16 protein-coding genes are annotated in these 26,090 nt (G+C 66.3%); 9 read left to right on the top strand and 7 right to left on the bottom strand.

The window, feature by feature from the left end:
• Positions 1-105: 105 nt before the first annotated feature.
• Genes ACIQWX_RS03835 through ACIQWX_RS03820 form a run of 4 tightly spaced genes read left to right on the top strand, consistent with a single transcriptional unit; the run spans position 106 to position 12,873 of the window.
• Positions 106-1,512, top strand: a complete 1,407-nt coding sequence (locus ACIQWX_RS03835) for a hypothetical protein (RefSeq protein ID WP_400865135.1) — start codon at positions 106-108, stop codon at positions 1,510-1,512.
• Between the two features lie 3 nt (positions 1,513-1,515).
• A complete protein-coding gene (locus ACIQWX_RS03830) occupies positions 1,516-5,760 on the top strand; it encodes a protein kinase (RefSeq protein WP_400865132.1) in 4,245 nt (1,414 codons plus the stop codon).
• Entirely contained in the window at positions 5,741-7,339 is a 1,599-nt protein-coding gene (locus ACIQWX_RS03825) for a hypothetical protein (protein ID WP_400865129.1), read from the top strand. Before ACIQWX_RS03830 ends, ACIQWX_RS03825 begins: the two co-directional genes overlap by 20 nt.
• The gene (locus tag ACIQWX_RS03820) at positions 7,336-12,873 is read left to right on the top strand and encodes a hypothetical protein (protein ID WP_400865126.1); all 5,538 of its coding nucleotides are present in this window, start codon (positions 7,336-7,338) and stop codon (positions 12,871-12,873) included. Before ACIQWX_RS03825 ends, ACIQWX_RS03820 begins: the two co-directional genes overlap by 4 nt.
• Before the next feature lie 58 nt (positions 12,874-12,931).
• Here the strand turns inward: ACIQWX_RS03820 and ACIQWX_RS03815 are convergent, their stop codons facing one another.
• The 3 genes from ACIQWX_RS03815 to ACIQWX_RS03805 are packed head-to-tail and all read right to left on the bottom strand — an operon-like array spanning position 12,932 to position 13,953.
• Complete coding sequence (locus tag ACIQWX_RS03815) at positions 12,932-13,369, bottom strand: contact-dependent growth inhibition system immunity protein (RefSeq protein WP_400865123.1); 438 nt, start codon at positions 13,367-13,369, stop codon at positions 12,932-12,934.
• 22 nt (positions 13,370-13,391) lie between these two features.
• Positions 13,392-13,625: a polymorphic toxin type 28 domain-containing protein gene (locus tag ACIQWX_RS03810; RefSeq protein ID WP_400865120.1), complete on the bottom strand. Its 234-nt coding sequence runs from the start codon at positions 13,623-13,625 to the stop codon at positions 13,392-13,394.
• A 25-nt stretch (positions 13,626-13,650) separates the two neighbouring features.
• Positions 13,651-13,953, bottom strand: coding sequence for a hypothetical protein (locus ACIQWX_RS03805; protein ID WP_400869605.1), 303 nt, complete (start codon positions 13,951-13,953; stop codon positions 13,651-13,653).
• 577 nt (positions 13,954-14,530) lie between these two features.
• On the opposite strand from ACIQWX_RS03805, the gene ACIQWX_RS03800 reads away from it, so the two are divergent.
• Together ACIQWX_RS03800 and ACIQWX_RS03795 are read left to right on the top strand one after the other, a co-directional pair.
• On the top strand, positions 14,531-14,893 hold the full coding sequence (locus ACIQWX_RS03800; RefSeq protein WP_400865117.1) for a helix-turn-helix domain-containing protein: 363 nt from the start codon (positions 14,531-14,533) through the stop codon (positions 14,891-14,893).
• Between the two features lie 158 nt (positions 14,894-15,051).
• Positions 15,052-17,097 (top strand): NB-ARC domain-containing protein, encoded by a 2,046-nt coding sequence (locus tag ACIQWX_RS03795; RefSeq protein ID WP_400865114.1) that lies wholly within the window; start codon positions 15,052-15,054, stop codon positions 17,095-17,097.
• Positions 17,098-17,309: 212 nt separating this feature from the next.
• On the opposite strand, the gene ACIQWX_RS03790 is transcribed toward ACIQWX_RS03795, so the two are convergent.
• Positions 17,310-18,524 carry a hypothetical protein gene (locus tag ACIQWX_RS03790; RefSeq protein ID WP_400865111.1) on the bottom strand — a complete coding sequence of 405 codons (1,215 nt, stop codon included), beginning with the start codon at positions 18,522-18,524 and terminating at the stop codon, positions 17,310-17,312.
• A gap of 42 nt (positions 18,525-18,566) precedes the next feature.
• Here ACIQWX_RS03790 and ACIQWX_RS03785 point away from each other — a divergent pair, with 42 nt between their 5' ends.
• The 3 genes from ACIQWX_RS03785 (at position 18,567) to ACIQWX_RS03775 (ending at position 24,023) form a co-directional block, all read left to right on the top strand.
• Positions 18,567-21,752 carry an AfsR/SARP family transcriptional regulator gene (locus ACIQWX_RS03785; RefSeq protein WP_400865108.1) on the top strand — a complete coding sequence of 1,062 codons (3,186 nt, stop codon included), beginning with the start codon at positions 18,567-18,569 and terminating at the stop codon, positions 21,750-21,752.
• Positions 21,753-22,136: 384 nt separating this feature from the next.
• Positions 22,137-22,637, top strand: a complete 501-nt coding sequence (locus ACIQWX_RS03780) for a SixA phosphatase family protein (RefSeq protein WP_400865105.1) — start codon at positions 22,137-22,139, stop codon at positions 22,635-22,637.
• Between the two features lie 90 nt (positions 22,638-22,727).
• Positions 22,728-24,023, top strand: coding sequence for an alginate lyase family protein (locus ACIQWX_RS03775; RefSeq protein ID WP_400865102.1), 1,296 nt, complete (start codon positions 22,728-22,730; stop codon positions 24,021-24,023).
• 46 nt (positions 24,024-24,069) lie between these two features.
• Here the strand turns inward: ACIQWX_RS03775 and ACIQWX_RS03770 are convergent, their stop codons facing one another.
• The 3 genes from ACIQWX_RS03770 to ACIQWX_RS03760 form a co-directional block, all read right to left on the bottom strand.
• Complete coding sequence (locus ACIQWX_RS03770) at positions 24,070-24,786, bottom strand: S1 family peptidase (protein WP_400865099.1); 717 nt, start codon at positions 24,784-24,786, stop codon at positions 24,070-24,072.
• Between the two features lie 191 nt (positions 24,787-24,977).
• A complete protein-coding gene (locus ACIQWX_RS03765) occupies positions 24,978-25,349 on the bottom strand; it encodes a hypothetical protein (RefSeq protein WP_400869376.1) in 372 nt (123 codons plus the stop codon).
• Between the two features lie 22 nt (positions 25,350-25,371).
• Entirely contained in the window at positions 25,372-25,737 is a 366-nt protein-coding gene (locus tag ACIQWX_RS03760) for a hypothetical protein (protein ID WP_400865096.1), read from the bottom strand.
• Between the last annotated feature and the right edge of the window lie 353 nt (positions 25,738-26,090).

The raw sequence follows: 26,090 nt of genomic DNA, 5'->3' as shown, positions 1-26,090 counted from the left end.
CAGCAGACCCTCGCTCTCCCTTGACTACGACCGAGTCCACGGATTGGCACACACCTTCCCACAGTTGCGTGAGACGCTGCGCAATTGGCTACCCGAGGAGATCCTGTGAAACTCGCAGCCCTCGATGACCCGGTCCATGCGAGCTGGCTGACTGATCAGGGATGTCGCCTCGACTCTGGTCCGTACGTTTCTGAGGCATACGCCGCGCGTATGCACCTTCGCCGCGTTCCGCACACGGAACCTCTCGGTGAGGTTGCGGAGCGCATCTTTCAACCGGGCCGGTTCCGTCGTGAATGGACGACTGCCCCGGAGTGCGGGGTGCCCTTCCTGGGTAGCGCTGACATCTTCGAAGCTGATCTGTCAAATTCGGCGATGATCACGGAGAACGCGTTCCGAGGAAACCGCAGGCTCGCACTGGAGCCCGGCTGGACATTGGTCACTCGTTCTGGCATGACCGCGGGCCGGGTCACCTACGCGCGGCTCGGCATGCGTGGCTACGCCTGTAGTGAGGATGTACTGCGGATCGTTCCGGATCTTGCTCGAGTTCCGTCCGGCTACCTCTACACCTTCCTGGCCAGCCGCTACGGGATTCCAATCATCAAGGGCGGCATCTATGGAACTAGTGTCCGGCATATCGAGGCCGAACACGTCGCGAACCTTCCGGTGCCCCGCTTCGAAGGTTCAGTTGAGCAGGATATCGACGACCTGATCGCCAACGCCATGACGTTGCGGCAGCGCTACGAGGACGGCGTCTCGGCGGCCACGGACGATCTCTTCCGAAGTGCTGGAATACCTGAACTTCTTGACCTTCACTGGCATGAGCAGGGTCGCGACCTAGGCTTCAGCATTCCCAGCCCCACTGCCACCTCGCTACGTGCCATCAATTTCGCTCCCCGCGTTCAGCGGATCGTGTCTAAATTGAGTACCGTGCCACATCGTCGACTTGCGGACATCTGTAAAGGTGGTTCTCTTACTTCTGGGGCCCGCTTCAAGCGCATAAACAGTGACCCTGGACACGGTGCACGGCTTATTGGTCAGAGGCAAGGTTTCTGGATGCGCCCGGAAGGGCGGTGGATAGATCCTCGTCAGGCTCCTGCTGGCATATATGCGTCGAATGAATCCGTGCTGATCGCTGCACAGGGAACCCTTGGGGAAACCGAGGTTTTCTGTCGACCTATATTCGTCACCGGACGTTGGCTGAAGAATGTCTACACGCAGCACTTTCTGCGTGTTGTGTCCGGCGATACGGACTATCCAGGCGCCTATCTGTTTGCTTTCTTTCGATCAGAAGCCGCATTTCGTATGCTTCGGTCCATGAGTACGGGAAGCAAACAGCAGGATCTCCATGAGGCGTTGCGACGAGAGATCCCGGTCCCTGAGTGCACCCCGGCCGACCGGGAGCGGATCGCGGAGACTGTCCGAAATGCATACCGAGACAGGGACGAGGCTGATAGAAAGGAGGACCAGGCGTTCGCCCTGTTGGACGACGCGATACGAGAGGCGGCCCGCTGACACATGGCACGGATCGTCGGGGGCGGTACCCCGGCCAATGACGCGGAACGTCTGGTCATCGCACACCTGCGCGATCACGGTCCAGACGAGTGGCAGGTCGTGCACAACATCGAGATCCCGGTGCGCGGCGTTGCCTACGAGGTGGACATCGTGGTCGTGACCGGCCACAACTTGTGCCTGATCGATGTGAAGGGTGTGCACGGGCGCGTCGTCGTCGAGCGGTACAAGTGGTACCCGGAGCGCGGAAACAGCTACGGCTCTCCGGTGCGCAAGTTGCGGGGCCACGCGCGGGCGTTGAAGGGCAAGCTCGCCGGCCGCCACCCCGAGTTATCCCGTATGTACGTGGATCAGCTAGTCGTCATGCCCGTCCCTGGCGCCTATCTGGTGGATCGCAGCTCCGAGGATGACGCTGACGGCAGGGACGTCACAGATCTTGACGGTCTGATCCCGATGCTGGCCGATCTCGCGCGCGTGCGGACCGGCATGAACCGTGACATCCGGCAGCACTTCGACGTAGTAATGGCTGCTCTGTGGGGATCGGTGCGAGTTCCTACCGGGCCGAAGCGGTTTAACAACTGGGAGGTCGTTGACACGCTTGGCGGCGACGACGAGGTCACGGAGTACCGGGCCCGCAACGCCACCGTCGGCTCGGCCGATACCGTGCTGCTACGGGTGTACAACGTGGACGCGTTCGCCGCTGAGGACCAGCGAGTCGCCACTCAACACGCGATCGCCAACGCCTATGAAGTACTGACGAAGATGCCGCCCAATCCCTACGTGATCGGGCGGCGTGACTTCTTCCCGGTCGAGGACGACAGCCAGTTCGTACTGGTATTGGAGGACGTGCGGGGCCAGGCGCTCACCGTGTACCTCGCCAACCCCCGCCGGGCATTGGGCACTGACACGCGGCTGCGGCTCACCACCGACCTACTGCGCGGCCTGGCTCACGTGCACGGGCACAACGTGCTACACCGCGCGTTGTCCCCGGCTGCGGTGTTGGTGTCGGCTGACACCGGCCGGGCTGTGTTGACTGGGTTCGACTATGGCAAGCCCGAGGAACCCCGAGAGCACACCGTCTTAGGTGCCCTTGCGGCACGGCTGGACGCCGCCTACGTGGCTCCCGAGTGTCAACAGCGTCCTCAAGGGATGAGCAAAGCGTCCGACGTTTACGCGGCGGGGGTGATCGCGTTCCAACTTCTCACCGGAGAGCTTCCGTTTGCCAGTAGTACCGAGCAGATCAGCAGCGGTAGCGAACTGCCATCCGCACCGATGGCGGCGGCTGGACTATCCCCGGCCTTGACTGCTCTGCTGCGACGGATGTGCGCGCGCTCGCCCAAGGCTCGGCCGTCGGCGAGCGAGGCGTTGCGGGAATTGGCGCGCCTGTCCAGACCGGGAGCGGGTTCGCGGTCAGGAGGAGATGACTCATCCTCGGCGCCTGGGCGGCTGGACTACGCGGCGCTGCCGGTAGGGCACCAGCTGACCCGCAAGTTCACTATCCGCCGGTTTCTGGGCACCGGATCATTCGGTACCGCATACCTGGCCTTCGACAATCTCGCTGGGCTCGACCGGGTCGTCAAGATCGTGTACCGGGATCGTGAGTCAGTGGTCGCAAGACTCACGACTGAATACCGCATTCTGTTGGGACTGTCGCATCCCAGCGTGGTCCGAGTTATCGATGCCAACTATCTTGATGGCAGCGAGGTGCCGTATCTGGTCTTCGACTACGTCGACGGCACCCAGGTTGACTTGCTGGCCAAGCGGCGCACTCTGGGCCCCGCCGACACCGTACGGTTGGGTGTCGACGTCGCCGAGGGTCTGACCTATCTGCACGACAATGGTATTTATCACTGCGACATCAAGCCCAAGAACCTCTTGCACACGGACACGGGTTGCAAGATCTTCGACTTCAACGTCGCGGTAGCCGCCGACTCCACCTTGTCCCGGGTTGGCGGTACTTCCCGGTACGCCCCGCCCGATTTCGGTGAGCGCAGGCCGGTAACCTTGGCCGATCTCGCCGACCGTGACATTTACGGGCTCGGCCTCACCCTCTATGAGGTGCTGACCGGCCTGTGGCCGTTCTCCGATCTGGTCAGCCCGGTGGGTCAGGAACCTGTCGACCCGCGAACTCGTCCGGTTCTAGCTGACCTGTCCGACGAGTTGGTGGCTGTGCTGCTGCGGGCAATCTCGCCGCTGCGCAGCGCCCGGTACGGCAGCGCTCGCGAGTTCCGGGACGCCCTGGTAGCCATCGGTGACCGGGTCCACCGCCCAACCGAACCTCCTGTCGGCCAGGCACTCCCGACGGGTAGCACCGACGAGGCGTCGAACGCACGGGGGGCTGGTGCGACCAGCTCCACCGGGCTGACCGGATTGGTAGGGCCCTCGGGATCGTCTGTGCCGGATGTGGTCGTGGGCGAGAATCGGTTCGTCGCTCACCTGAAGACGCTCTACAGTCAGAGCACGAGCAGCAACGCGGGAACCCGCAGCGGCGCGCATCAGCCGTACGACCTCTATGTCAGAACTGCTCTGGATGACAGGCTGACCCCGGATGTGCTGGGCGGCGCCTATCAGCTGGTGATCATCACGGGCAACGCAGGCGATGGCAAGACCGCCTACCTGGAACGGCTGCTGACAGAAGCCGATGCCGACAGTTCGACGTTGGTGACCCGACGTGACAATGGTTCCGAGTGTCGATTGCCGAGCGGCCTGCGGTTGCTCACCAATCACGATGGCAGCCAAGACGAGGGTGATCAGGTCAACGACGATGTCCTCCGAGACTTCTTCGGCCCGTTTGCCGGCAACGACCTGGCTGGGGATGTGGGAGAAACTCGCCTCATCGCCATCAATGAGGGTAGGCTCGTCGACTTTATCGACAGCTATCGAGACGAATTTCCGGCTCTGTCAGCCCGAGTGCGAGCTGGCCTGGCCGACGAAGTCGACGAAGATGAGCATGGTGACAGCGACGCCCAAACCGTTGTCTTGATCAACCTCAATCGGCGCAGTCTGTTCCACAGCGCCCTTGACAGCCACGGCGACCCCGATGACGACGCCGGGCACACCCCGGTGTTCGACAGGATGCTTGCCAGGCTAACCGATCCCGATGCATGGGCAGAGTGTGCAGGGTGCGATCTAGCCAATCAGTGCTATGCGCTGCACAACGCTCGTACATTCGCCCACAGCAGCGCAGGCCCGAAGATCACCGCTCGCCTGCGACGGCTCTACCGGCTTGCCGAACTGCGAGGCGTGCAGCACATCACGGTCCGGGACGTGCAGTCCGCCCTGGCATTCATGCTCACGTCGGGCCGCGACTGCACTCAGATCCACCGGCTCTACGCCCGCGATCAGGCAGACGAAATTCTCGCCGGGTTCTACTTCACGAGCTGGGCTGGACGATCGGGTACCGCGGACCGACTACTCGCCCTTCTATCCGAAGTGGATGTGGTCAGGGGCACGGACCCCGCGCTGGACCGCAAACTTGACTTCGTCGGCCCCGACGGAGGACGCGCTCTGATGACCATCGACCAGCGCGGCAACCACGACGAGAAAATGCTCGCCCAGCTCGCCAGGCAGTTGCCCCGAGACCCCAAGCTCGGCGCAGCCGCGGTGACCGAGCACACTCGCTACCTCGCCGCGGCGCGTGGGCGATTCTACTTCGAATGTGTGGACGATGAACGCTCATCGGGGATGCTGCCCTACCGATCGGCTGCCCGGTTCGCCGCGTGGCTGTCTACCCCCGATCTCGTCGGAGACCGGCTGGGCACCGTGATCGCGGCGCTGAACCGCAGCGAAGGTCTTGGAGAATTGGCCAGGACCGGCGACGCGCTGGCCCTGCGACTGCGGATGATGCCGAAAGAAACGATCCGCAGTTACCGCTTGTTCCCGGCGGAAAACCTCACGCTCAGCACCACCGGTGCGCCCACAACCCCCTACGTGGAAGGCAGTGCCGCGGAACTGGTACTTGTCCACCACGGCGCAGGCGGTCATCAGGCACGCCTGCGCGTACGGCTGGACCTATTCGAACTGCTATGGCGGCTGGGCCAGGGCTACCTGCCCGGGGTCGCCGAGCGGCAGGGTCTCAACCTTGGACTAACAATCTTCAAGAACGAGTTATCTGCCGCGCCCTACCAGGAGTTGCTGCTCACCACGACCGGCGCCGACCTATGGCGGGTGAGCCGGGAACCGGGCGGGAAAGTACGCATGGAGCCGTTGACTGCCGAGGAGGGGGTTCAGGGTGGGGCTGCGCAGGAATGACAAGGAATTCCGCCATGCGGCAGTCAGCTACGTCGACTACAAGCAGCTCGACATGGACCGAGTGCTGACTGGGCTGTTGGGTAGGTTGTGGTTCAAGGGGCCACCGAGCGTGCTCAAAGGAGCACCGAGTGACCAACCCGTCGAACGGTTCGTCTCGGAGATGATGAAGCGTCCCGACTGGTTCGAGGGCTTCGACCCCGACATCACCCGCCGGTGGCTGGAAACCGACCTGCTTGATCTGGTCAACCGGGGCAAACCCACCCAAGCTGTCGCGGGACTGCGGCCGCTGCACGGCTTCACCTACCGCTTCCGTGTTGGTAGGTTATCCCGCCCCTACGGTGCCGATGAGCAACTGTACTGGATGATCCACCACGCCCCCGACGGCAAAGGCCCAAAAACCCTCGGACTCCTGCGGGACTTCTTCTTCGCCGGCATGGACTTGCTCGCCGACCGGCCGGCTGCGGGCGCCGACATCGACGTCGAGACCCAGACGTTGATCAACATGAACGAAGCGTTCCGCAACCAGATCACGGACCGGGCCGCCTCCGACGACCGCCGAAGCTACCCGCCACTCGAGATCGCCGCGTCCGAATTGCTGGCCGACGACATCATCAGGCTGCTGTACCACAAAGACTTCATCCCACGATCAGTGATCGTCGACCACCTGAAGATTCTCCTTGCCTTCCACCTCGCCCGATACCACTTCCGGATCATGAAGTCCTTGCCCAGCAGGCTCGCTCGGCAATCGACACCGCCCGAAGGGGGTTTCTTTCTCGACATAGGTGGGATCCCGGGTACAGCCACAGCGCACTTGGCTGAACGCAGCGCACGATCCTGGTATGCGCGTATTCCTGGGTTCGTGCTGGCCACCTTCACTGTCAAGAAACTCGACGAGCTGGCGACCCAACTTGTCAACGCTCGAAAACTGAGCCGTCCACCCGGTGGGATGTTCACCCTCGAAAATCTGCTGGACCTGCTTGGCCCGAAACGCCGAGACGACCGCACGGCGTTCGCCGAGAACCGTCTCAGCGGTCTGACCGACACCGCGGCAACCGGCGCAGAGGGCGTGGATCGGGACATCACCGACATCCTGGAACTCGGCCTGGACCCATTCACCACCTATATCGAGATCATCACCGCCTACCGGGTCCGATTCCACCGCCGCTACCTCACCGACTGTCTCGACAGTCTGCTGCTGAAGAACCGGCCCGGTGCCATGATCGCCCAACCACGGGGAGGGCAACGCCGGTTCGTGCTGGACAGTCGGTTGCTGGAAGTCCTCCTACAGCTGGCATTATTGCGCGGCGACGGGTCGGGTGGTCTGCATACGCGTCCGATCCGGATCGATGAGCTCCTCGAGACGCTGCGTACGCGCTACGGCCTCTACGTCGACCGCCTGCCAACGGGCGATGGCTTCGACGGCACCAGCATTACCGACCAGCAGGCGTTGCAGGCTAACCGGGACGCTTTCGTCGCCCGGCTACGGGAGATCGGCTTCTACAACGATCTCTCCGACGCCTACCTCACCCAGACCATCGCCCCTCGCTACCGAATCGAAGCGGACACCACCCGACGATGACCACAACCGGACTACGTGAAGTTGCCGACGCCGACCTCGACGACGCGCTGGAAGGCGTGTTGTTTCCCCGGCTGCTGTCGCTGTTGGCTTCGCGGCAGCCAGGTCACTGTGTCCGGGTCACGGCCCTACCTGCGGCGCTCGCAGCGCGCCTGTGTGGCCGGCTGCGGGCAGCCACGAGCGCCAGTGCACAGATCCACGTCCTCGGAACACCGCCGGTCGTGCCCGCCGAGCTCGCGGTCACCGGTACGAAGCTTGTCGAGCTTCGCAACCCTGCCGCCGACGGCCGACAGCGGCCACCGTTGCTGGTGTTCATTCCGCCCAGTACTCATGCCAGCGCCGAGGACTCCTTTGGCGTGGCCACGTTCGAGCAGGCCGATCTTGGTGATGTGTATCGGGACCTGGCTGATCGGCTCCACGCCGCGTTGCCTGCGGAACTGCGATCCGGCGTGGACGAGGTCTTCGATGTCTTGGCCCACGATGCGGCCGAGCCAGGAGCGCCGATCGCAGGCAGCTTGGAGCAGGCCCGGTATTTGCTGACCCTCAGGTTGAACAACCACAATCGGGACGTAGCCGGTGCTGCAGTGTTCGAACTCGGCCTGGTACCCGACTTCGAGCTGTTCACCGATCCTACACAGGTGCGTACCCGAGCTGCCCGCAATGCCCGGCAGGTACGGGTTCTCACTCGAGCTGACCACACGCCCCGGCAGCGTGTAGTCGAATTGCACCTCACCGACCCTGCGTTTCGATCAAGGTTGGCTGCGTTCCTGGTCGCCAGTGACTTGGACAACCCTCGCGACTGGGCCCGTCGAATCGTGGTGGACCACACCAACTGGGGGCTGTCGTTCCACCGGTGGCCCCTACCGGAGGACCGTACCGCGCAACCGATCCACATCGCGGTGACTGATATCGACTTGCCTTATGCCGGCGACCATGCGGCCCACGCCGACCACAACATCCTCGGCGCCATCATCGGTCAACGCTACCTGATCGCGGGCAGGACCGGCCTTACCCAGGTGTCGACGACCTTCACGGTGGACCCCGCTCCCGAGGAGATCAGCGGCCTCGCCACGTTCCGAGTCGAGTTGATGTCCGAGGAGTCCGGACCAACCGGTGTGTGGGCCACGGTGAAGGCCAGTTCCCGAACAAGGCGGGGATACCGGGCCAGGCTGACCAAGCTACGCACCGCCGTACTAGACGACGGATGGCACTATCTGCGTGTCGAGCCGCTCGATGCCACGGGAGTGCCGCTGCCGGTGATGCTATTCGCCGACGACGAGACTCGCCGCCGCAACAGCGACGACGGGGTTCATCCAGACAACGAGACCGCCCGATTCTTCGTCCTTGCCGATGATGACGACCTCGACGAGGCACCGCCGCGTGCTCGTGTGCTGCGCAACGTAGGCGTCACTCAGGAACTGATGCGTCAGCGCTACGAGGCCCTGGCCGAACGTCGCGAGTGGACTGATATCGAATGTAAGCACTTGTCCTGGAAGGAGCCTGGTCGCGTTGTCGAGGCGGGCTTCGGCGGCCGGGGCGCTGTGGAGATTCCGCTGTCGCCTGTGCTTGTTCAGCTGGAACGGTCGATCCTGGCTAACCCGGAACGCCTCGCACCGTACCAAGTGGACATTGTGCCGGGTATGCAGGCCCAGGTGCGTGACAGCGGTACCGGTGCGTCCGAAAGTGATGCAATGCGGGAGGATGTGCGCGCCGTCCGCGTGGTAGGCGCCGACGCAGGGGAGGAGTTGCGCACGTTCCTGCGTGCCAGGGCTGCGGTGTTCAGTGCCGTCCGCGGCCGCGATGAGATGGTCCTCGCCGGACGCGACATAGCCGGACTACGCACACTGGCACTCGCCTACGCCGAGGCCTACGCCGAGCTGCTGACCCAGCAGATGCGGCAAGCTGAGAGAGCCGGCGCGCCCGATTTGCTGCGACAAGTGGCCCCATTGCTGCAGATCGATAGTGTCACCGTCGACCAGGTCGACATCAGAGGTCATCACTACCGAGTCACTCTATTAGCCCCGACCCACCCCCTGCGGCTGCTGTGGCTGGTGACCTGGGCTGAACTCGGTCATCGCTGGCTGGTCGACGCCGCCGGGGCTGACCGCGCCGTCGTAGTCGCCGCACACCGGACCCTGCTGACGCTGCGTCCGGCGGGGTTCCCGCTGGTGGTGCCCGCCGACGATGGAACCCTTTCTGTTTCTGCCGCAGACCTGACGCCGTACTGGGCCGCCTACCTCCCCACCGATACCGGCGATCCGCACACTCTGCTGACCGAAGTGACCGCTGCGCTCGCAATCCCGGACCGTGGCAGCGCGGAGCTTTCCGTCAGCCCGGCCCAGATGGCTGACCGGCTGGAACGCTACGTACGTATGCATCCGTACGTGCACACCCTCGTGATCTGCGCCGTCAACGCCGGCCGGGCCGACCTCATTGCCGGCGCCCTGGTCGCCCTGCAACGCCGCAAGGAACTGCAGCATCTCACCTACGACGTCCGGCTGTTCGCCGCCGATCCACACCAACCAGACGCCGGGCAGGCGCTCGCTGACCTGCTCACCGGGCAATGGAGCACAGTCGCCGAGGCAGAAATATTCGCCACGCCGGCTGCTGCGGGCGGCACCCCCAAACTGTCCGTGGCGGTGCTCCCGTTGGACGACTTCAGCTCCGCGACCAGCGGGCACAATGCACACGTCACCGTGCTGTTCGACGCCTTCAGCGGGGAACGTGCGGAGGTCGGTGCACTTCCGTCTGCGGCGCCCGCCCCGGTCCACGGGCTGGTGCAACAGATGACGGTCAACTACGTCGAGAACGGCGGAGCCGTAGCCTGGCACAAGCGTCCCCGGCACGGCACCGGCCGCGATCTTCCGGGTGCCGAGGAATGCTCAGACCTGCTTTCCCGGTTGCCTGCCGTGATGTCGGCAGCCGCAGCTGCCGTCACAACCGGCGAGGTCGGCACCGGTCAGGTACCGCAGGTAACCCTCAGCCTCACACCGTCCGATGGAGCATTATTGTTCCAGGCACACCAGTGCAGCGACTGGGTGATCACAGTCGACCGGACCCTGGGTGTGGAGTATTTTGACAACCCCGCCAGTAGCCGTCACGCCGCATACATCATCGATGTGGCTCCTGGAACGGTCGAAGGGCTTACACACCACCTGGTCGTCAGTTCCCGGTCGGTGGACGAACTGCAAGCGTTGCTTGCGCCGGTGACCGATCAGCACGGCCTGCGAATCGAGGACCGGCACGTGCGGACCTTCTTCGACCAGCTCCGCCTGCTTTCCGGCAGTCTTGCGTTCAAGATTGCCTCTGCGGCCCCCAACCAGCGCACGGAGGTGCTGGGGCTCTCGTTGGCCCGGCTCTACCTGCAGTATCAGGACGTGCTCGCCGATCAGGTGCTCGTTCCCCTCGACGCCCACCTCGAGCTCTACCGCGACGCGCGTCGGCGCGCCAACGAGATTGCCGAAAGTGTCGGCCTGCGGCGCACCGACCTGGCCCTGTTCACCCTTAACGCGGCTCAGAAGACCATTACTTGCAGACTTATCGAGGTTAAGTGCGTCGGGTCGTTGTCGGGCCTTGGCGACGTTCAGAGACTGCGCGACACGATCACGGCACAACTTGACGGGAGCGCCGCGGTCCTCGCGGAGAACTTCGATCCAGCAGCGACGGCAAACGACCGACCAGACCGGAGCGTTCGCAACGCCGAACTCGCCACTCTCCTACGCTTCTATGTGGGACGAGCAGTCCGGCATGGGATCATGACGACGGCCGCGGCTGCTGAGGCATCGTGGCTGCTGGACCACCTCGACTGGGGATTCCAGTTCGACATCACACGCACCGGCCTGATCTTCGATCTGGGCTCGGCTGGAACAGAGCAGTTCAGCGAGGATGGGGTCGAGTTCCACCGCATCGGTCGCGACTTGATCGAGCAACTCCTCGACGCCATCCCCACAGAGTTTCCGTTCGCCGAGGGGCAGACAACTCATACGGCGACCTCCGCTGCGCTAGCTGCGTCGGATCTCACGCTGCCGCGCCTCAGCGACGTTGCGTTCAGAGCGCCGGTCCGGCCGCACACCATCCCCGATGAGCATCGCATTTCTCCCCAGAATAGGGATGGAGATAGGGGAGCGGACACGGTCGCCGAGCCGGGACCCGAAGACAGGGCGGCTGAGTCGGCCCAGAATGCAATGACCGCGACTCGGGGGGAGCAAGTGCATGAGGACCGTAGTTCTTCAAAACCTACTGTTCCAGGACAGGAAGGTCGTCAACGATCAACACAACAGCCCATGACAGTGGACGTTGTCAGCCGAGACTCGTCGGCCACGTCGGATACTCCTGCGTGGCGACCCGATATCTACCTGGGAACGACCGGTGAGTCACCTCAGTACGGAGTGCTTGGAGAGTGCAGCGGCAAGCGGGTCGCGCTGGATCTCAACGAGACTCACACCATCAGTCTGTTTGGGGTGCAAGGGGGAGGCAAGAGCTACACCCTAGGTTCGATCATTGAAGCCGCGGCACTACCCGCAGCGCCGGTGAACGTACTCACCCGACCGCTGGCCACGATTGTGTTTCACTACAGCCCGACCCTAGACTACGCCCCCGAATTCACCAGCATGACCGCCCCTAACTCCGACGAGCAACAGGTCCAGCAGCTCCGCGAGCGGTATGGCGTTCAGCCAAACGCCCTCACCGATGTAGTGATGCTCGTTCCGGAAGACCAGATCGACCAGCGCATTGACGAATACCCTGACATCGAGATCCGGCCACTGAAGTTCGGCTCTCAGGATCTGAGGATCGAACATTGGCAGTTCCTCATGGGCGCGGTCGGCAACCAGTCAACCTACATCCGCCAGCTCAAGCGGATTGTCCGGGCGAACCGGCGGGACCTGTCCCTGGCCGTAATCCGCCAAGGCATCGACGAGTCGGCTATGGCCGACCACATCAAACAGCTCGCACAGGACCGGCTGGATCTCGCTGCTGATTACATCGATGACTCCGTCCGGATCACCGACATCGTCCGGCCTGGCAGAGTGATCATTGTGGACCTGCGGGACGAACTCATCGCTAAGGACGAAGCGCTTGGGCTGTTCGTCGTCCTCATGCAACTGTTCGCCGAGGCCACCGCCGGCGGTCAGCGGTTCAACAAGCTCGTAGTTTTCGACGAGGCTCACAAGTACATCGACAGCGCCGACCTGGTAGACGGCTTGGTAGAAAGCGTTCGCGAAATGCGCCACAAGGGAATGAGTATCCTGGTGGCGAGCCAGGATCCACCCTCGGTGCCCATCTCGCTGATCGAACTGTCCAACCATATAATCCTGCACAAGTTCAACTCGCCTGCCTGGCTGAAGCACCTGCAGAAGGCGAACGCCGCACTCGCCGACCTGTCCCCGGCGAAGATGACCGCGCTGCGCCCAGGCGAGGCATATATCTGGTCCAGCAAGGCCAGCGACCTGGCCTTCACCCACAGCGCGATCAAGGTTCAGCTGCGACCCAGGATCACCCGACACGGCGGCGGTACGAAGACGGCCATGGACTCATAAGCGACGCAGCCGACGAGCCCAAACAGGTCAGTGTCGTGCGCGTGCGGCATGTGTTACATCAGGCTGTAGTTAGCCTGCGGAACGCGTTGATCTGTTGCCAGATCGTGTCGTGTGGTGCGTCGTGGTCGTCGAGGTTACCAAGGGCCTCGACTGCTGTGATCACGGCCGAAGCGCGGCGACGTTGGTCAGGGTGCTGCTGCCAGTACGCCTGCGGGATCTTCAGCACTGCGGTGAGCAGGTCACCGGGGTAGAAGTCGCCTTCGGCGAGCGGGTTCTGCTCGAGGTGGGTCAGCGCGACGGGGACCAGTACGTCGACGCTCTCCTGCTGGAGCAGCAGGACGCGGAGGTCTTCGGTGTCCATGGCGCCGACTGGTTTGTGGCGCAGCCCGTAGACGGCTTTAATCAGCCGGGTTGCGTCGGCTGGTGGGTTGCCCCAGTGGTGGTCTTCGATCTGCTCGAGGGTGAGCGATTCGTCGACGTCTGGACTGATCCCCACGGCTCCTCGTGTCAGCTGTCGTTTAGGTGAGGCTGCTATCCGCGTGGTACCCACTGCTCACTGTAGTCGAGCAGCTGACTGGCCTCGGACAGCTTGGCCTCGACGCGGGACGGTCTTCCGGCGACAGCCGCGAGTCGCTGAGCTGGCGTTTCAACCGGTTGATCTGGTTCGAGAGGCCGTTCTGGGCCTCCCTGACTTCGGTGACGTGGTCCCAAGGTGTGGCGTCACCCTTTCGGGCGACGACCTCGCCGTTCAACTCGCGGCGGGCTCCGTCGAGGTCCTTATCGGTGAGGTGTTCCTTGAGCCGGTCCGTCTTTGTGGGCTTGGTCGGGGTTGGCGCGTGGTTTGACGGGTTCGACGTGGTCGTCGGTCATGGCGTGTCGAGCGAGGTCACCGACGGCACCGACGGTCATCGTTCCGCCGACGGCGATGCCAGCCGCGGAGACGACGTTCAGCGGTACGCCGGCGATAGCGCCGACGCCGGTGGCGTCGAGGGCGATGCCGGCGCCCTCGCCCGCTGAGCTGATCGCGGTCAGCGCCATGCCGCCGACCGCGGCGGCGGTGTCGACCAGGTGGTTGAACATGGCGTTGCCGAACGAGGCGAGGCTGTTCGCGGCGTGGGTGCCGAGGTCGGCGAGGAAGTTGCCGGCAGCAACCGCAGGCTTCCAGTCACCGAGCGTTTCCGGCAGAGCGCTGACCTTTCAGCGGTGCGCAGGATTTTGAGCGCTATCTCCACCATGCCACTCAGCCGGGCCACGATCTCGGTGCGGTGGCGTGCGATGTGGGCCAGATCGTCGGTGAGGCTGCACAGCCGCGGCTTGAGCGCGTGCTCCCCATCCCTGCGAGTCCCTTCCCAGGGGCAGCCTCGACCTGGCCGGAGTCCCGACAGCCGTGGCTCCCACCGAGCCGCCCCGGTCCGGGCTCATCGCAGTGCTTTCCCGGGTGTGGGATTCCCACGTTGCGTTCCGCGCCGCTGGAGATCCGCAATGGAATTCGCAATGATCGACTGTCTTCGGTACGGCCGATGATTTCGCAGGGTTTTCGCTTGAATTCACCAGAATGCGCAGTAACTCAACTTGCCGTCGCTCCGATGTGACATTGAGACTGTCGTACATGCCTGAACGCGGACCGCCTCGCCAAACACGGTGCATCGGGGGCATCATGGACGAAAGGACACCGCACTACCGAACGTTCGCCGACCTCACTCACGATCAACAAGACGATCTGCTGGCCGACTTGTACGCGGGCGGTTCTTCGCTCGCCGAGCTCGCTCGGATGAGCGGGCTCAGCTACTCCTGGTTACGTCGGCGGTTGCTCAAAGCCGGGGTTGAGCTGCGGTCCCGGTCACGGCCGAGGGAGTCGCCCGTCCCGCCGGAAACACTCGCCGAGGAGTACCGGGCGGGAACGAGCATCCTCGCCCTCGCCGAGACGTACGGGCTTTACTACAAGCGCGTCAGGGAACTCCTGTTGCTTGAAGGTGTCGAGCTGCGCCCGTCCACCCGCGCTAAGCGTGAAGACACCTGAAATGTGTACGAGATCACAGGCTGTCCGTATTGATTCAGCACCGTGTGCGAAGGCGAGTGCACGTGCACGCGCGTTCGAGTGGAATTGTCGGGAAACCGCCGTCGGCTGCGTGGACGCAGGGTAGAACGGAAAGTTCGAGACCTACGGGGAGATCTCGGATGGACGATACACCTGAGCCCACGCCGCCTGTCCAGATTCCGGCACCGGCGGAGGGCTTCGTCGGTCGGGAGACCGCTCTGGACCTGCTGGACCGAGCGTGGTTGCGCCGGGCGGACCGGCCGCCCATCGTGGTGCTGAGCGGCATCGGCGGGGTCGGCAAGACGGCTGCCGCGGTGCGGTGGCTGACCGATCACCGGGAACGGTTCCCCGACGGGCTCCTCCACGCCAGGCTGTCCGGGCCCGGTGGTGCCCCGGTGGCCACCGGCGAGATCCTCTTCGGGTTCCTCGTCACGATCGGTGTCGTTCCCGACACGATCCCGCCGGACCCCGGGCAGCGTTCGGCGATGTTCCGGGCCGCCGCCGCGGGCCGGTACCTCGGCATCCTGCTCGACGACGCGATCTCGGCCGCGCAGGTGCGCGCGTTGCTGCCCGCCACCTCGACGGCGATGGTCGTGGTCACGAGCCGGCGGCAGCTCACCGGCATCGCGATGGACGGCGCGCAGCTGCTCGACCTCGCCCCGCTGACCCCGGACGAATCACGGCGGTTGCTCCGCGAGGTCGTCGGACCGGAGCGGATCGCCGCGGACCCGGACGCCACCGCGACGATCGTCGACATCTGCGGTGGCTTGCCGCTTGCGCTGGGGATCATCGGCGCGCGGCTGCGGGCCCGGCCGCTGCGGAGCATGGCGCGCGAAGCGAACAACTACGCGCGTCATCTCGGCGCCGGCTCCCGCGCACCCGAAGACGTGCGCGAGGTGCAAGCCGTCTTCGACACGTCGTACGCCGAGCTGCCCGACGGAGCAGCCCGCATCTATCGCGCGTGCGGGCTGCACCCCGGCCCGGACGTCTCGGTCGACGCGCTCGCCGACGTCCTCGGCGAGCCGCCCGCGCAGGTCGAGGACGCCGTCGACGCGCTGGTGTCGGTCAACCTCCTGGCCGACGCCGCGGACGACCGCGTCGCCCAGCACGATCTGCTGCGCCGTGACGCTCGCCTGCGCGCCGAACAGGAACTCGAGCCGGCCGACCAGGCCGCCGTCGTGCGCGGCTTCACCCGGTGGTACCTCCGCCGGGCGCAGGCCGCGGACGACTTGATCCACCCCCACCGTCCCCGGCTCGGCGTCACCCCGCCGAGCCGGCACGGCAAGGCGTTCCCCGACCGGGCCGCCGCGGTGGCCTGGTGGCGGCGTGACCTCCGATCGATCCGCGCGGTGGTCGCCGAGGCCGACCGGCGGCGATGGGACGAAGAGCTCTGGCAGCTCTGCGAAGCGTCATGGGGCTTCTTCCTGCACCACCGCGACTACGCGCCCTGGGTTTCGATGCACACAGCCGGGGTGGCCGCGGCGCAGCGGTGCGACGCCCCGTTGGCGGAGGCGAGACTGCGTTCGCAGCTCGGCTTCGCGTACGCGAAACTGCGCCGTTTCGACGATGCCGTCGCACAGAACCTGATCGCGTTGCGTCTCGGGGAGCAGCAGGCGCACGGACCCACCCGAGCGACTGCGCTTTCGCAGCTCGGACGCGCGGCCCGTGGCCAAGGCGACCTCTTCGCCGCGCTCGGGTACTACCGGCGGGCCGCGCAGCTGCAGGACGAGCTCGGGATCCCCCGCGGGGTCGCGTTGTGCCGGCGCCGGTGCGGTGAGGTCCTCGCCGAGCTCGGCCAGGACGAGGAGGCGATCACCGAGCTGACCGCGGCGGCGAACGCCATGGCCGAGCTCGGGGATCCCGTCCAGCACGCGAGAGCCGTCACGGCCATCGCCTCGTTGCGCTCGTCGCGAAGACAACACGATGAAGCCCGGAACGTCCTCCTGGAAGCGTTAGGGGTCATCCGCGATCTCGACTCGCCCTACTACACCGCCGAAGTGCTGTCGGCCCTCGGACAGGTCGAGCTGGAAGCCGGCCACGAAGAGGGCGGCCGTCGTCACCAGGCCGAGGCGCGCGAGCTCTACGCCCGGCTCGGTGACCCACGTGCCGACGACATCGCGGCCCCGGGTCGCGCAGACGCAGCCGCCGGGGAACACGGCGATCGCGGCGCCGGCTCCGGCGGCTGAGGACAACGTCCGTGTCGCCGCCGAGGTCGCCGCCGTGTGGTCCGGCGACGGCCCGCACAACACCAGGTCGCCCGCCTCCCGCCAGGCGCTCGGCGCGTGTTCGGCGACGACCAGCACGTCGGCGATCCAGCCCGGCCGGAGGAGGCGCAGGTGCCAGACACCGGGCACCTGGTCTTCGCGCCGCACCACAACCGCGAGGCGGTCCCGGCCGGTCACGCGACGTCCTTCAGCGGGTTCGGAGCCGATACGAACCGCGTGCACGCCGCACCCTGCGGCTCGGGCAACGCGAGGAGTCCGTAGATCGCCTGCCGGAGAATGGCCGCGGCCTGCCCCGGCCGGGAGGTGATGGCCGCCCGCGTCACCAGGGAAAGCCGACGACTCGCCCTCGAAGCCAGTTCCTCCTGCACGGGCAAGGACACGTCGTAGCGCAGCGCCGGCGCGTTGCGGCACACGAGATCCGCGATGCTGCCGGGCCGAATGGCCGAGCCGCCGTCCGCGGCGACGGTGACCGGCCGGCCGAGCGCCGCCGCGTAGGCGGTGGTCGAGCCGTAGTCACCGATCACCCAGTCGGACGCCACCATCGTCGCCTGCCAACCCCGGTCGGGCGGGATGAGCAGCACGCCGTCACGGAGGCAGTCCGCGAACCACGCGGTGACCTGGCGTCGTCCGTGCACGGTCCAGATGTTCGGGTGCAGGATGGCGGCCACGGCGTAGCGACCGGACGGCAACGCGTCCCGCAGCGCCCGGCAAAGCCGGGGAAGCCGCCCGAACACCGAGTCGGCCGACCAGGTCGAACTGACGGTGACCAGCCGGTGCCCGGGCTCGATGCCCAGCGCGTGCCGGTAGCTGTCCCGCAGCTCGAAGCTCCCGAGCATCTCGTCCAGGCAGATGTCCCCGACCACCTCGGCACGCGGTAGCGCCTCCGGGCACGACCGGCGCAGCGCCCCGAGTTCCGCGTCGGTCGCCAGCCCCAGCACGGCGGGCAGGATCCGCCCGCGGTAGGTCAGCAGGTCCCGGTCGAGCCCGGTCGCCGGATTGGTCGCCGCGCCGGCCTTCCGGCTGTAGCGACGCGACTTGGCCGTCCCGGCGCCGTGTGCGAGCAGCAGGATCGGGCCGTGCAGCTCTTCCAGGTGCCGGTGACTGGCGGCCAGCACCAGGTCGAAGCGGTGGTGCACAGCCTGGTGCCAGGGCAGCACCAGACCGTGCTGTGCCCGGACGAACTCCTCGACGCCGTGCCACCCGTCGCCGGTGTGCGGCACCGTGAACACCGTCTGCACCCGGTGATCCGCCTCCAGCAGCGGCAGCACGTCGAGCAACCGGGTGCCCGCGGTCATGGTGGGCACGACCACCACCGCGTTCCGGCATCCCGGCCTGGTGACCCGGCTATCGGCGTCCAGCCCGATCGGCCCACGAATCCACCTGTCCATGTTCGCGCACCCTCCCGTATTCGTCGCGACCATGCGGCCAGCGTGCAGCGACCGTTCGACAAGGCCCTTGCGTGCGTTGGACAAAAAACTGACAACCGTTCGACAGCCCGTTTCCGGCATGCGTCGTTATGCGCTTGTCATAGCGTTTCCGGGCGACGGGTGGAAAACTCGTCAGGTGGAGCGGGTGGGCCGTGCCACCTCTGCGGGAGGGGACGCAGAATGGAGATCACGTTCGGAATTCTCGGGCAGACGACTATGCGTGTGCACGGGAATCTGAGCGTGAGGTGGACGCACCGGCGCGAACGCAACGTCGTCGCGGCTCTCCTGACCCAGCCCGGGCGGCGGATGTCGATCGACACCCTCGTCGACTGGGCCTGGAACGACGACGAGGAACGGCCACGCGCGCCGAAAGGGGCGCTCTACAAGTGCGTCGGCCGGATCCGTCAGGCGCTCGGCCAGGCGGGAGCACCGGCGAAGATCGTCGCGATCAGCGGGGGTTACCAGCTCGAAATCGATCCGGAACTGATCGATTTCCACGCTTTTCGCTCGGCGATGCGGCGGGCGCACGAACTGAGTGACCGGGACGAGCACCGGGAAGCGTGCGAAACGGCTCGCGCCGCGCTGGCGTTGTGGCGCGACGAACCACTCGCCGGTATCACCTCCGAACCAGCGCGGAATTGGCGGGCATCCGTCACGGCGAATTACTGGGTTCCCGCGAATACGTTCCTGCTCTCGGAACTACTCACCGTCGGCCGCCCGGACGAGGCTTTGCTCCTGCTCGACGAACTGAGCCACGAGTGCGCCACCGAGCTCTGGTTCGCCAAGCTGCGCCTGCAGTCCCTGACCGCCGTAGGCCGCTACGCGGCGCGTAACGAGTACTACCTCGATGCGTACCGGTACTTCCGCAGGATCGGCGACGATCAGGCCGCCGAAGACCTCCGCGCTCTGCAAGAGCACCTGCGTGCGCCCGAACCGCTGGCCGCGGGCGCGGATCCGGGTCCGGCGGAACGGCCCTACGCGCCACCGGCGCCGTTGGGCGAGCTGCCTCGCGACGTCGCCGGTTTCACCGGCCGTGCCGGCGTTCTCGCGGACCTGGACGCCGCGCTGACGCCGGCCGGCCACACCTTCGTGCCGACCGTCGTCGCGGTGACGGGGCCACCGGGCGTCGGCAAGACCAGCACCGTCGTGCACTGGGCCAGGAGGGCGGCAGCGCGTTTCCCCGGTGGCGTCATGCTGATCGACTTGCACGGCGTCGGTCCCGCGCCGCGAGTCGAGCCCGCCGACGTCGTCGGCGCCCTGCTGTCCGCGTTGAACTACCCGGTCGACCAGATCGTCGGCGCGGCCGGGCGGGCCGCCCGCCTGCGCAGTCTCCTCGGCGATCGGCCGATGCTGATCGTCCTGGACAACGCCGAGGACACCGCGCACATCGAGCCGCTGCTCGGTGTGCTGTCCGACTGCGCCGTGATCGTCACCGCGCGGCGGCGGCTGAAAGCCCTCGCCCGGCGGCACCAGTGCCCCATCCTCACCCTCGCGCCGCTCTCCGCCGAAACGTCGGCCGAGCTGATCCGCCGCCGGCTGGGCGATCGGTCGATGCGCGAACCGGAGGCGGTCGCGAACCTCGCATCGCTGTGCAACGGGTTCCCCCTGGCGTTGACCATCGTCGCCGAACGAGCCGCCAGCCGGGCGGGCAGCCGGTTGCAAACCGTCGTCGAGCAGCTCCGCGACCCGGCCACGCTGCTGAGGATCAGCGACGACGGCGACGGCGAGGAGATGAACCTGTACCAGGTGTTCTCGTGGTCCTACCAGTGCCTCGAATCGCTCGCGCGGCACGTCTTCCGGGTGTTCGGGCTGCACCCGGGACCCGAGGCCGGTGTCGAGGCGCTGGCGTCCGCGGCCGGCGTCTCGGTCGCGGAAGGCCGGCGGGCGCTGGACCTGCTCGTCGCGGCTCATCTCGTCCAGCAACCGGGCGACGGCGACCGCTACCGCATGCACGACCTGTTCCACCACTTCGCCCGCGCGCTGAACACGCCGGGCACGCCGGTCGACGGGCCGCGCCGGCGGATGGTCTCCTACTACCTGCACACGGCCCACAACGCGCACCGGATCGTCCACCCGAACGGGCACGGACCGAAGATGCCTCCCGTCGAGCCGGGGTGCCGGCCCGACCGCTTCACCGATCCGCTCGCCGCGATGCGCTGGTGCTTGCGCGAGCGTGCCAACCTCACGACGATGGTCAAGTTCGCGGCCGAACACGGCCTTCACGAGCTCGCCTGGCGGTTTCCGCACGTCACCGGCGGGATCCTGAACCGCTTCGGGTACTTCGACGACGTGATCGCCGGTCTGACCATCGCGGTCCGGTCCGCCGGCGCGTCGGGGGACGACCTCGCTCGCATGGCCTGCCTCAACGACCTCGGCTACATCCACCTGCTCACCGGGCACGACGCGGTCGCGGAGATCCCTCTGCGCCAGGCGCTCGAACTCGCGACGGCGCACGCCGTCCCGTTCGCCGTGGTCACCGTCAAGCTCAACATGGGGCACCGGCACCGGCACGCGGGACGGCTCGGTCAGGCGGCTGCGCTGTACGAAGAGTGCGCCGTCGCCGCCCGGGAAATCGGGGACGACGAACGGCAGGCCAAGGCCGAACACAATCTGGCGAAGACGCTGGCCGAGCTCGATCAGCCGTATCGGGCGCTCGAACACCTGCGGCGGGCGCTGCTCCTGCGGCGGGACCTCGCAGATGCGGCAGCGCTGGTGGAAACGCACACCGAACTCGTCGGCGCATACACCGATCTGGCCGAATTCGATTCGGCGCACGCGCACTGCCGCGAGGCCATTCCGTTGCTGGAAAAGGTGCGTGACTTGTCGGCGGTCATGCGGCTTCACACCGCGCGAGCCCAATTGGCTCTCGCTGAAGGACGCCTCGACGACGCCTTGGGATTCGCGAACGAAGCGGTGGTCTTCGCCGAGCGGTCCCGCACCGCGACCGGCGAAGCCCGCGCGCTCACCGCTCTCGGCCACGTCCTGGCACGGCGGGGCGACCTGGAACCGGCACGAACCGCCTGGAACCGTGCCGCCGGACTGTACCGCGACCGGGAACGTCACCGCCGTGCCGAGCGGGTCGAGCGGTACCTGACCGAGCTCGGCGCCGCGACCGAGATCCCGGACGCACGGATCAGCGACGAAGACACGGTATCCCTGCCTGCCCCGCCCCGGCGGCGCTCTTCTTAGCCTCCGAAAGAGTGGTCACCGACCGTTCGTGGGCTCTAACTATTCGTCTCCGTGGCGCAAGCGTGCAGGTGTAAGCCACTATCGAGCAAGTGAGATCCACTGAGGGATTTACGGACACAACTGTAGGTAACTGGATCTTGGGAAAAGGGTTGCGTCCACGGCGCTGTCTGTCCTAGTCTCCCAGTCAATGCGAGCGCGACACTCGGGATTCCTCTGGCTGTCAGTGCTCAGTAATATTTCCGATGGTTGCATTCCGAAAGGGAATTGATGTTCCACTGGCTTTGGTTTTGGTGTTAGGGCGTTCGAGGTGCTCGGCCAGGCTGAGCACCTCGAGCTCACGGCTACTGTGAGCGGAGCACCAATCCCGGGCGACAGGCGGTGAACATGGACGCGACCAGGCGGCTGATCGTCCTCCGGCACGCCAAATCGGACTGGTCCGACGACCTCCCCGACCACGAACGTCCCCTGGCTCCACGCGGGATCCGCGACGCCCCCAAGCTCGGCCGGTGGCTCGCCGAAAACGGCTACCTCCCCGAGCACGTCCTCTGCTCGACCGCCCGCCGCACGAGGGAAACCTGGGCGCGCGTCAGCGAGACGCTTCCGGAGAACTCGCCAGTCGAGTACGACGAAGACCTCTACGGCGCCGGTCCCGAGGAGTTCCTCAAAGCCGCCCGTCGGGTTCCGCCTGAAGTCACCACCCTTGCCCTCGTCGGGCACGAGCCCGGCGTCAGCGAACTGACCCTGGACCTCGCCGGCTACGGCGATGACACCCGGTTGGTCCAAGCCAAGTTCCCGACCGGCGCCGCGGCCGTGCTCCTCACCGCCGACACCTGGGCGAACCTCGGCGCCGCGAAGCTCGAAGCCTTCTTCCGTCCGCGCGACTGACTTCGGCAAGGGCATTGCCGAAGTGAAGTTCACATGCGTACTCTCCATTCACTCACAGGTTTGATGTTCATATTTGTGAATGGAGCGGACATGGTTCTCCGCCACACCGTCGTGGCCGCGCTCGCCGTCGCGGGCATCGTCACCTCTCTTGCGACGCCCGCCGAGGCCGCGGCGACGTCGCACGGCTGCACCGTCCCGGTCATCGGCGCGATCTGCGCGCCGCAAACCGCCGTTCTCGACGGCAACCAGCTGCTGCGCACGAAGTTCGCCGCCCTCGTCGGGGAACGGACGGCCAAGACCGCCCTCGGCAATCTGCTCCAGCAGGCCAAGACCGACCTCACCGCCGGGCCCTGGAGCGTCACCACCAAGAAGCAGGTCCCGCCCAGCGGCGACAAGCACGACTACCTCAGCCTCGCGCCCTACTGGTGGCCCACCACCGCGCCGACCGCCGAAAACCCGTGGGGCTGCCCGTTCGTGCAGAAGGACGGCCAGCGCAACCCCGTCGTCGACGAGATCACCGACCACGCCTACCGCGGCGACGCCTTCGCCGCGATCTACCGGCTCGCCCTCGCCTGGTACTACACCGGCGACGCGCGCTACGCCCAGCGCGCGGCCCTCGACCTGCGTACGTGGTTCCTCGACGCGGCCACGAAGATGAACCCGAACATGAACTACGCCCAGGGCATCCCGTGCAAGGTGGACGGCCGCGGCATCGGCATCATCGAGTTCTCCTACACGCTCACCCAGGTCGTCGACGCCACCGCGATCCTCGCCACCGGCGCCCCGGGCTGGACGAACACCGACCAGGCCGGCATGACCGGCTGGTACTCGCAGTTCCTGACCTGGCTGCGCACCAGCAAGAACGGCACCGACGAGGCCAAGGCCCAGAACAACCACGGCAGCTTCTACGACATGCTCGCGGCGGCGCTCGCGCTCGGCACCGGGCAGCGGGACCTGGCGAAGACCATCACCCAGGACGCCGGGTCGAACCGCATCGCGGCGCAGATCGACGCCGACGGCTACCAGCCCGCCGAAGCGAGCCGGACGCGCAGCTGGCACTACTCCAACTTCAACCTCGTCGCCCTGACGCGGCTCGCGCAGATCGGCAAGCACGTCGGCGTCGACCTGTGGCACTACACCGCACCCAGCGGCGCGACGCTCTTCAAGGCCGTCGACTTCCTGATCCCGGGCGCGACGACGGGTCAGTGGTCCTACCCCGAGCTGGACTTCCGGCAGTACGCCGCGCTCGACGTCCTGCACGCGGCGGCCGACGCCGGTGACAAAGCCGCGCGGACGGCGTTGCCGCGCGTGCCCGTGCAACCGGGTGGTGACCTCTACCCGGTCCGGCCCGCCGCGGAACAGCTCGACGACATTTCGACGTCCTGACGAGAAATGGGCCCGGCCAAGTGGCCGGGCCCATTTCCGGCGGGAATCAGACGCCCGCGACCTGCGAAATCCAGCTGCGATAACGCGTGATGTTCGTGTATGCCGTGTTGTTGGACCGGTCGCTGGTCGATGCGACGCCGACCTGGCGGCCGGAGGCGAACATCGGGCCGCCCGAGTCGCCGCCGGCGGTGATGCCGTTGACTCGGTTCGCGCACACCGCGACGCCGCCGGTGTAGTCGCTGCAGCCGATCGAATTCACGCGCACCGTCGCGACCTTCAGGTACCGCGACTGGCAGTTGATCTCGGAGCCGCACTGGCTGGTCGCGCCCCAGCCGTAGACCGAGACGTTCTGGCCGACCGAGACGTCACCGACGCTGCCGAGCGGCGAGTACGTGGCGTTCACCGAGGTCGTCAGCCGGACGATCGCCAGGTCGGCGCTGCCCGGGTAACGCGTGATGGTGGAGCCGGTGGCCATCGTCCCGCCGCTGGACTGGTCGAGGCTGCCGATCCGGAACGTGTACGTCCCGGAGCTGCTGACGCAGTGCTTCGCGGTCAGGATGTACTGCGGCGCGATGATCGTCGCGGTGCAGTTCTGCTGGCCGTTGACGAACAGCCGGGCCGCCCAGGGGCCGCTCGAGGCGGTGCTGCCACCGATGATCGACGGCTGGGCCTGCGGGGTGGTCTGGGCCGCCGCGGGGCCGCCGAGGCCGACGACGGCCAGCGCGGTACTCGCGGCGAGCAGCACGAACTTCCCGAATTTCACGTTCACTCCTTTTCGTGCGGAGAGCCCGCACGCGAAAGCCGGTGGGGACCGAACGAGAAGAGTGTCCGAGTTTTCGGGGAATGTCCGGAACCGACGAAAGTCCGGTGGCGTCCGTATTTATTTCGCCGGATGGACTACGTGCTGTTCCCGTAGTGTTCCGCGGTCAGCCCGCGGCGAGGTGGGGCGCGGCGTCAGGCCGTGACCTCGGCCGGCGCGGTGCGGCGCAGCCAGTACAGGCCGACGACCGGCAGCACCAGCGGGATGAACAAGTAGCCCTCGCCGTAGACCGACCAGACGGTCGGGTGCCGGAACGCGGCCGCGTCGACCAGGCTGAGCGTGCCGATGGTCAGCACGCCGAGCAGCTCGATCGAGCAGGCGGCCAGCGCGACGCGCCACCAGGCGTCACCGCGCTTGGCCAGCGCGATCGTCGCGACGATGTAGACGACCGCGGCGAACGCCGACAGCAGGTAGGCCAGCGGTGCTTCGTGGAACTTCGTGCCGATCTGGACGCCGGCGCGCGACGTCGCGGCCAGCGCGAAGATCGCGTACACGGCGACGAGCACCCGCCCGGGGCCGGAGGCCGTCCTACGCTGTTGCTCCACTCCACACCTCGTTCAGTCGCAGCACCATCACCGGGATGGCCAGGCAGGCGATGCCGAGCACGACGGTGCTCGACCGGCTCCGCTCGGCCAGCGCCCAGGCGGCGCCGACGGGCAGCACGACCAGGGAGCCGATCAGGTAGGCCAGGTAGGTCGCCAGGCTGCCCGGCTTGTCACCGCCGGCGAGCAGGACGATCCCGATCACCAGCTGGACGACCAGCAGCACCTCGACGACCGCGACGCCGATCAGGAGCGGGTTGTCCGGCAGCCGGTTGCGGGCCGACTGGACGAAGCTCCAGAGCGCGACGAGCGTGGCCGCCCCGGCGACCGTCACGGCGAATCCGAAGATCACCCGTTCCTCCTTCCGGTCAGCCGGCCGCCAACTTACTCCGTGGCGCCGGTGGGCCCGTTCGCCGAGGTGCCCGGGGCGTGGCGTGGGCCACCCGCGCCGTTCCACAGTGGATAATCGGGTGCCGACGAGGTGTGCCGGCGCCTCGAAAGTTGATCACCGGAACGTCTTGATGGCATTCTGCCAATTCGCCGGTTTATTCCGGGTAATCCTTGTGTGGACCTGGGGGAATGTCGGAAAAAGCTTCGTGTTACACCCCGACAGGGTGGTTGGCGATCAGCCAAGAATTACGCTGGGTTCGGCTACCGACTGGTAAGTGACCTTTTTGCCTACCTCGGATAGCCCAGTTGAACCGC

Origin of the sequence: Amycolatopsis sp. NPDC098790 (assembly GCF_044759945.1) — a bacterium.
Lineage (GTDB): Bacteria > Actinomycetota > Actinomycetes > Mycobacteriales > Pseudonocardiaceae > Amycolatopsis.
This window is presented reverse-complemented; position numbering and strand designations above follow the sequence as displayed.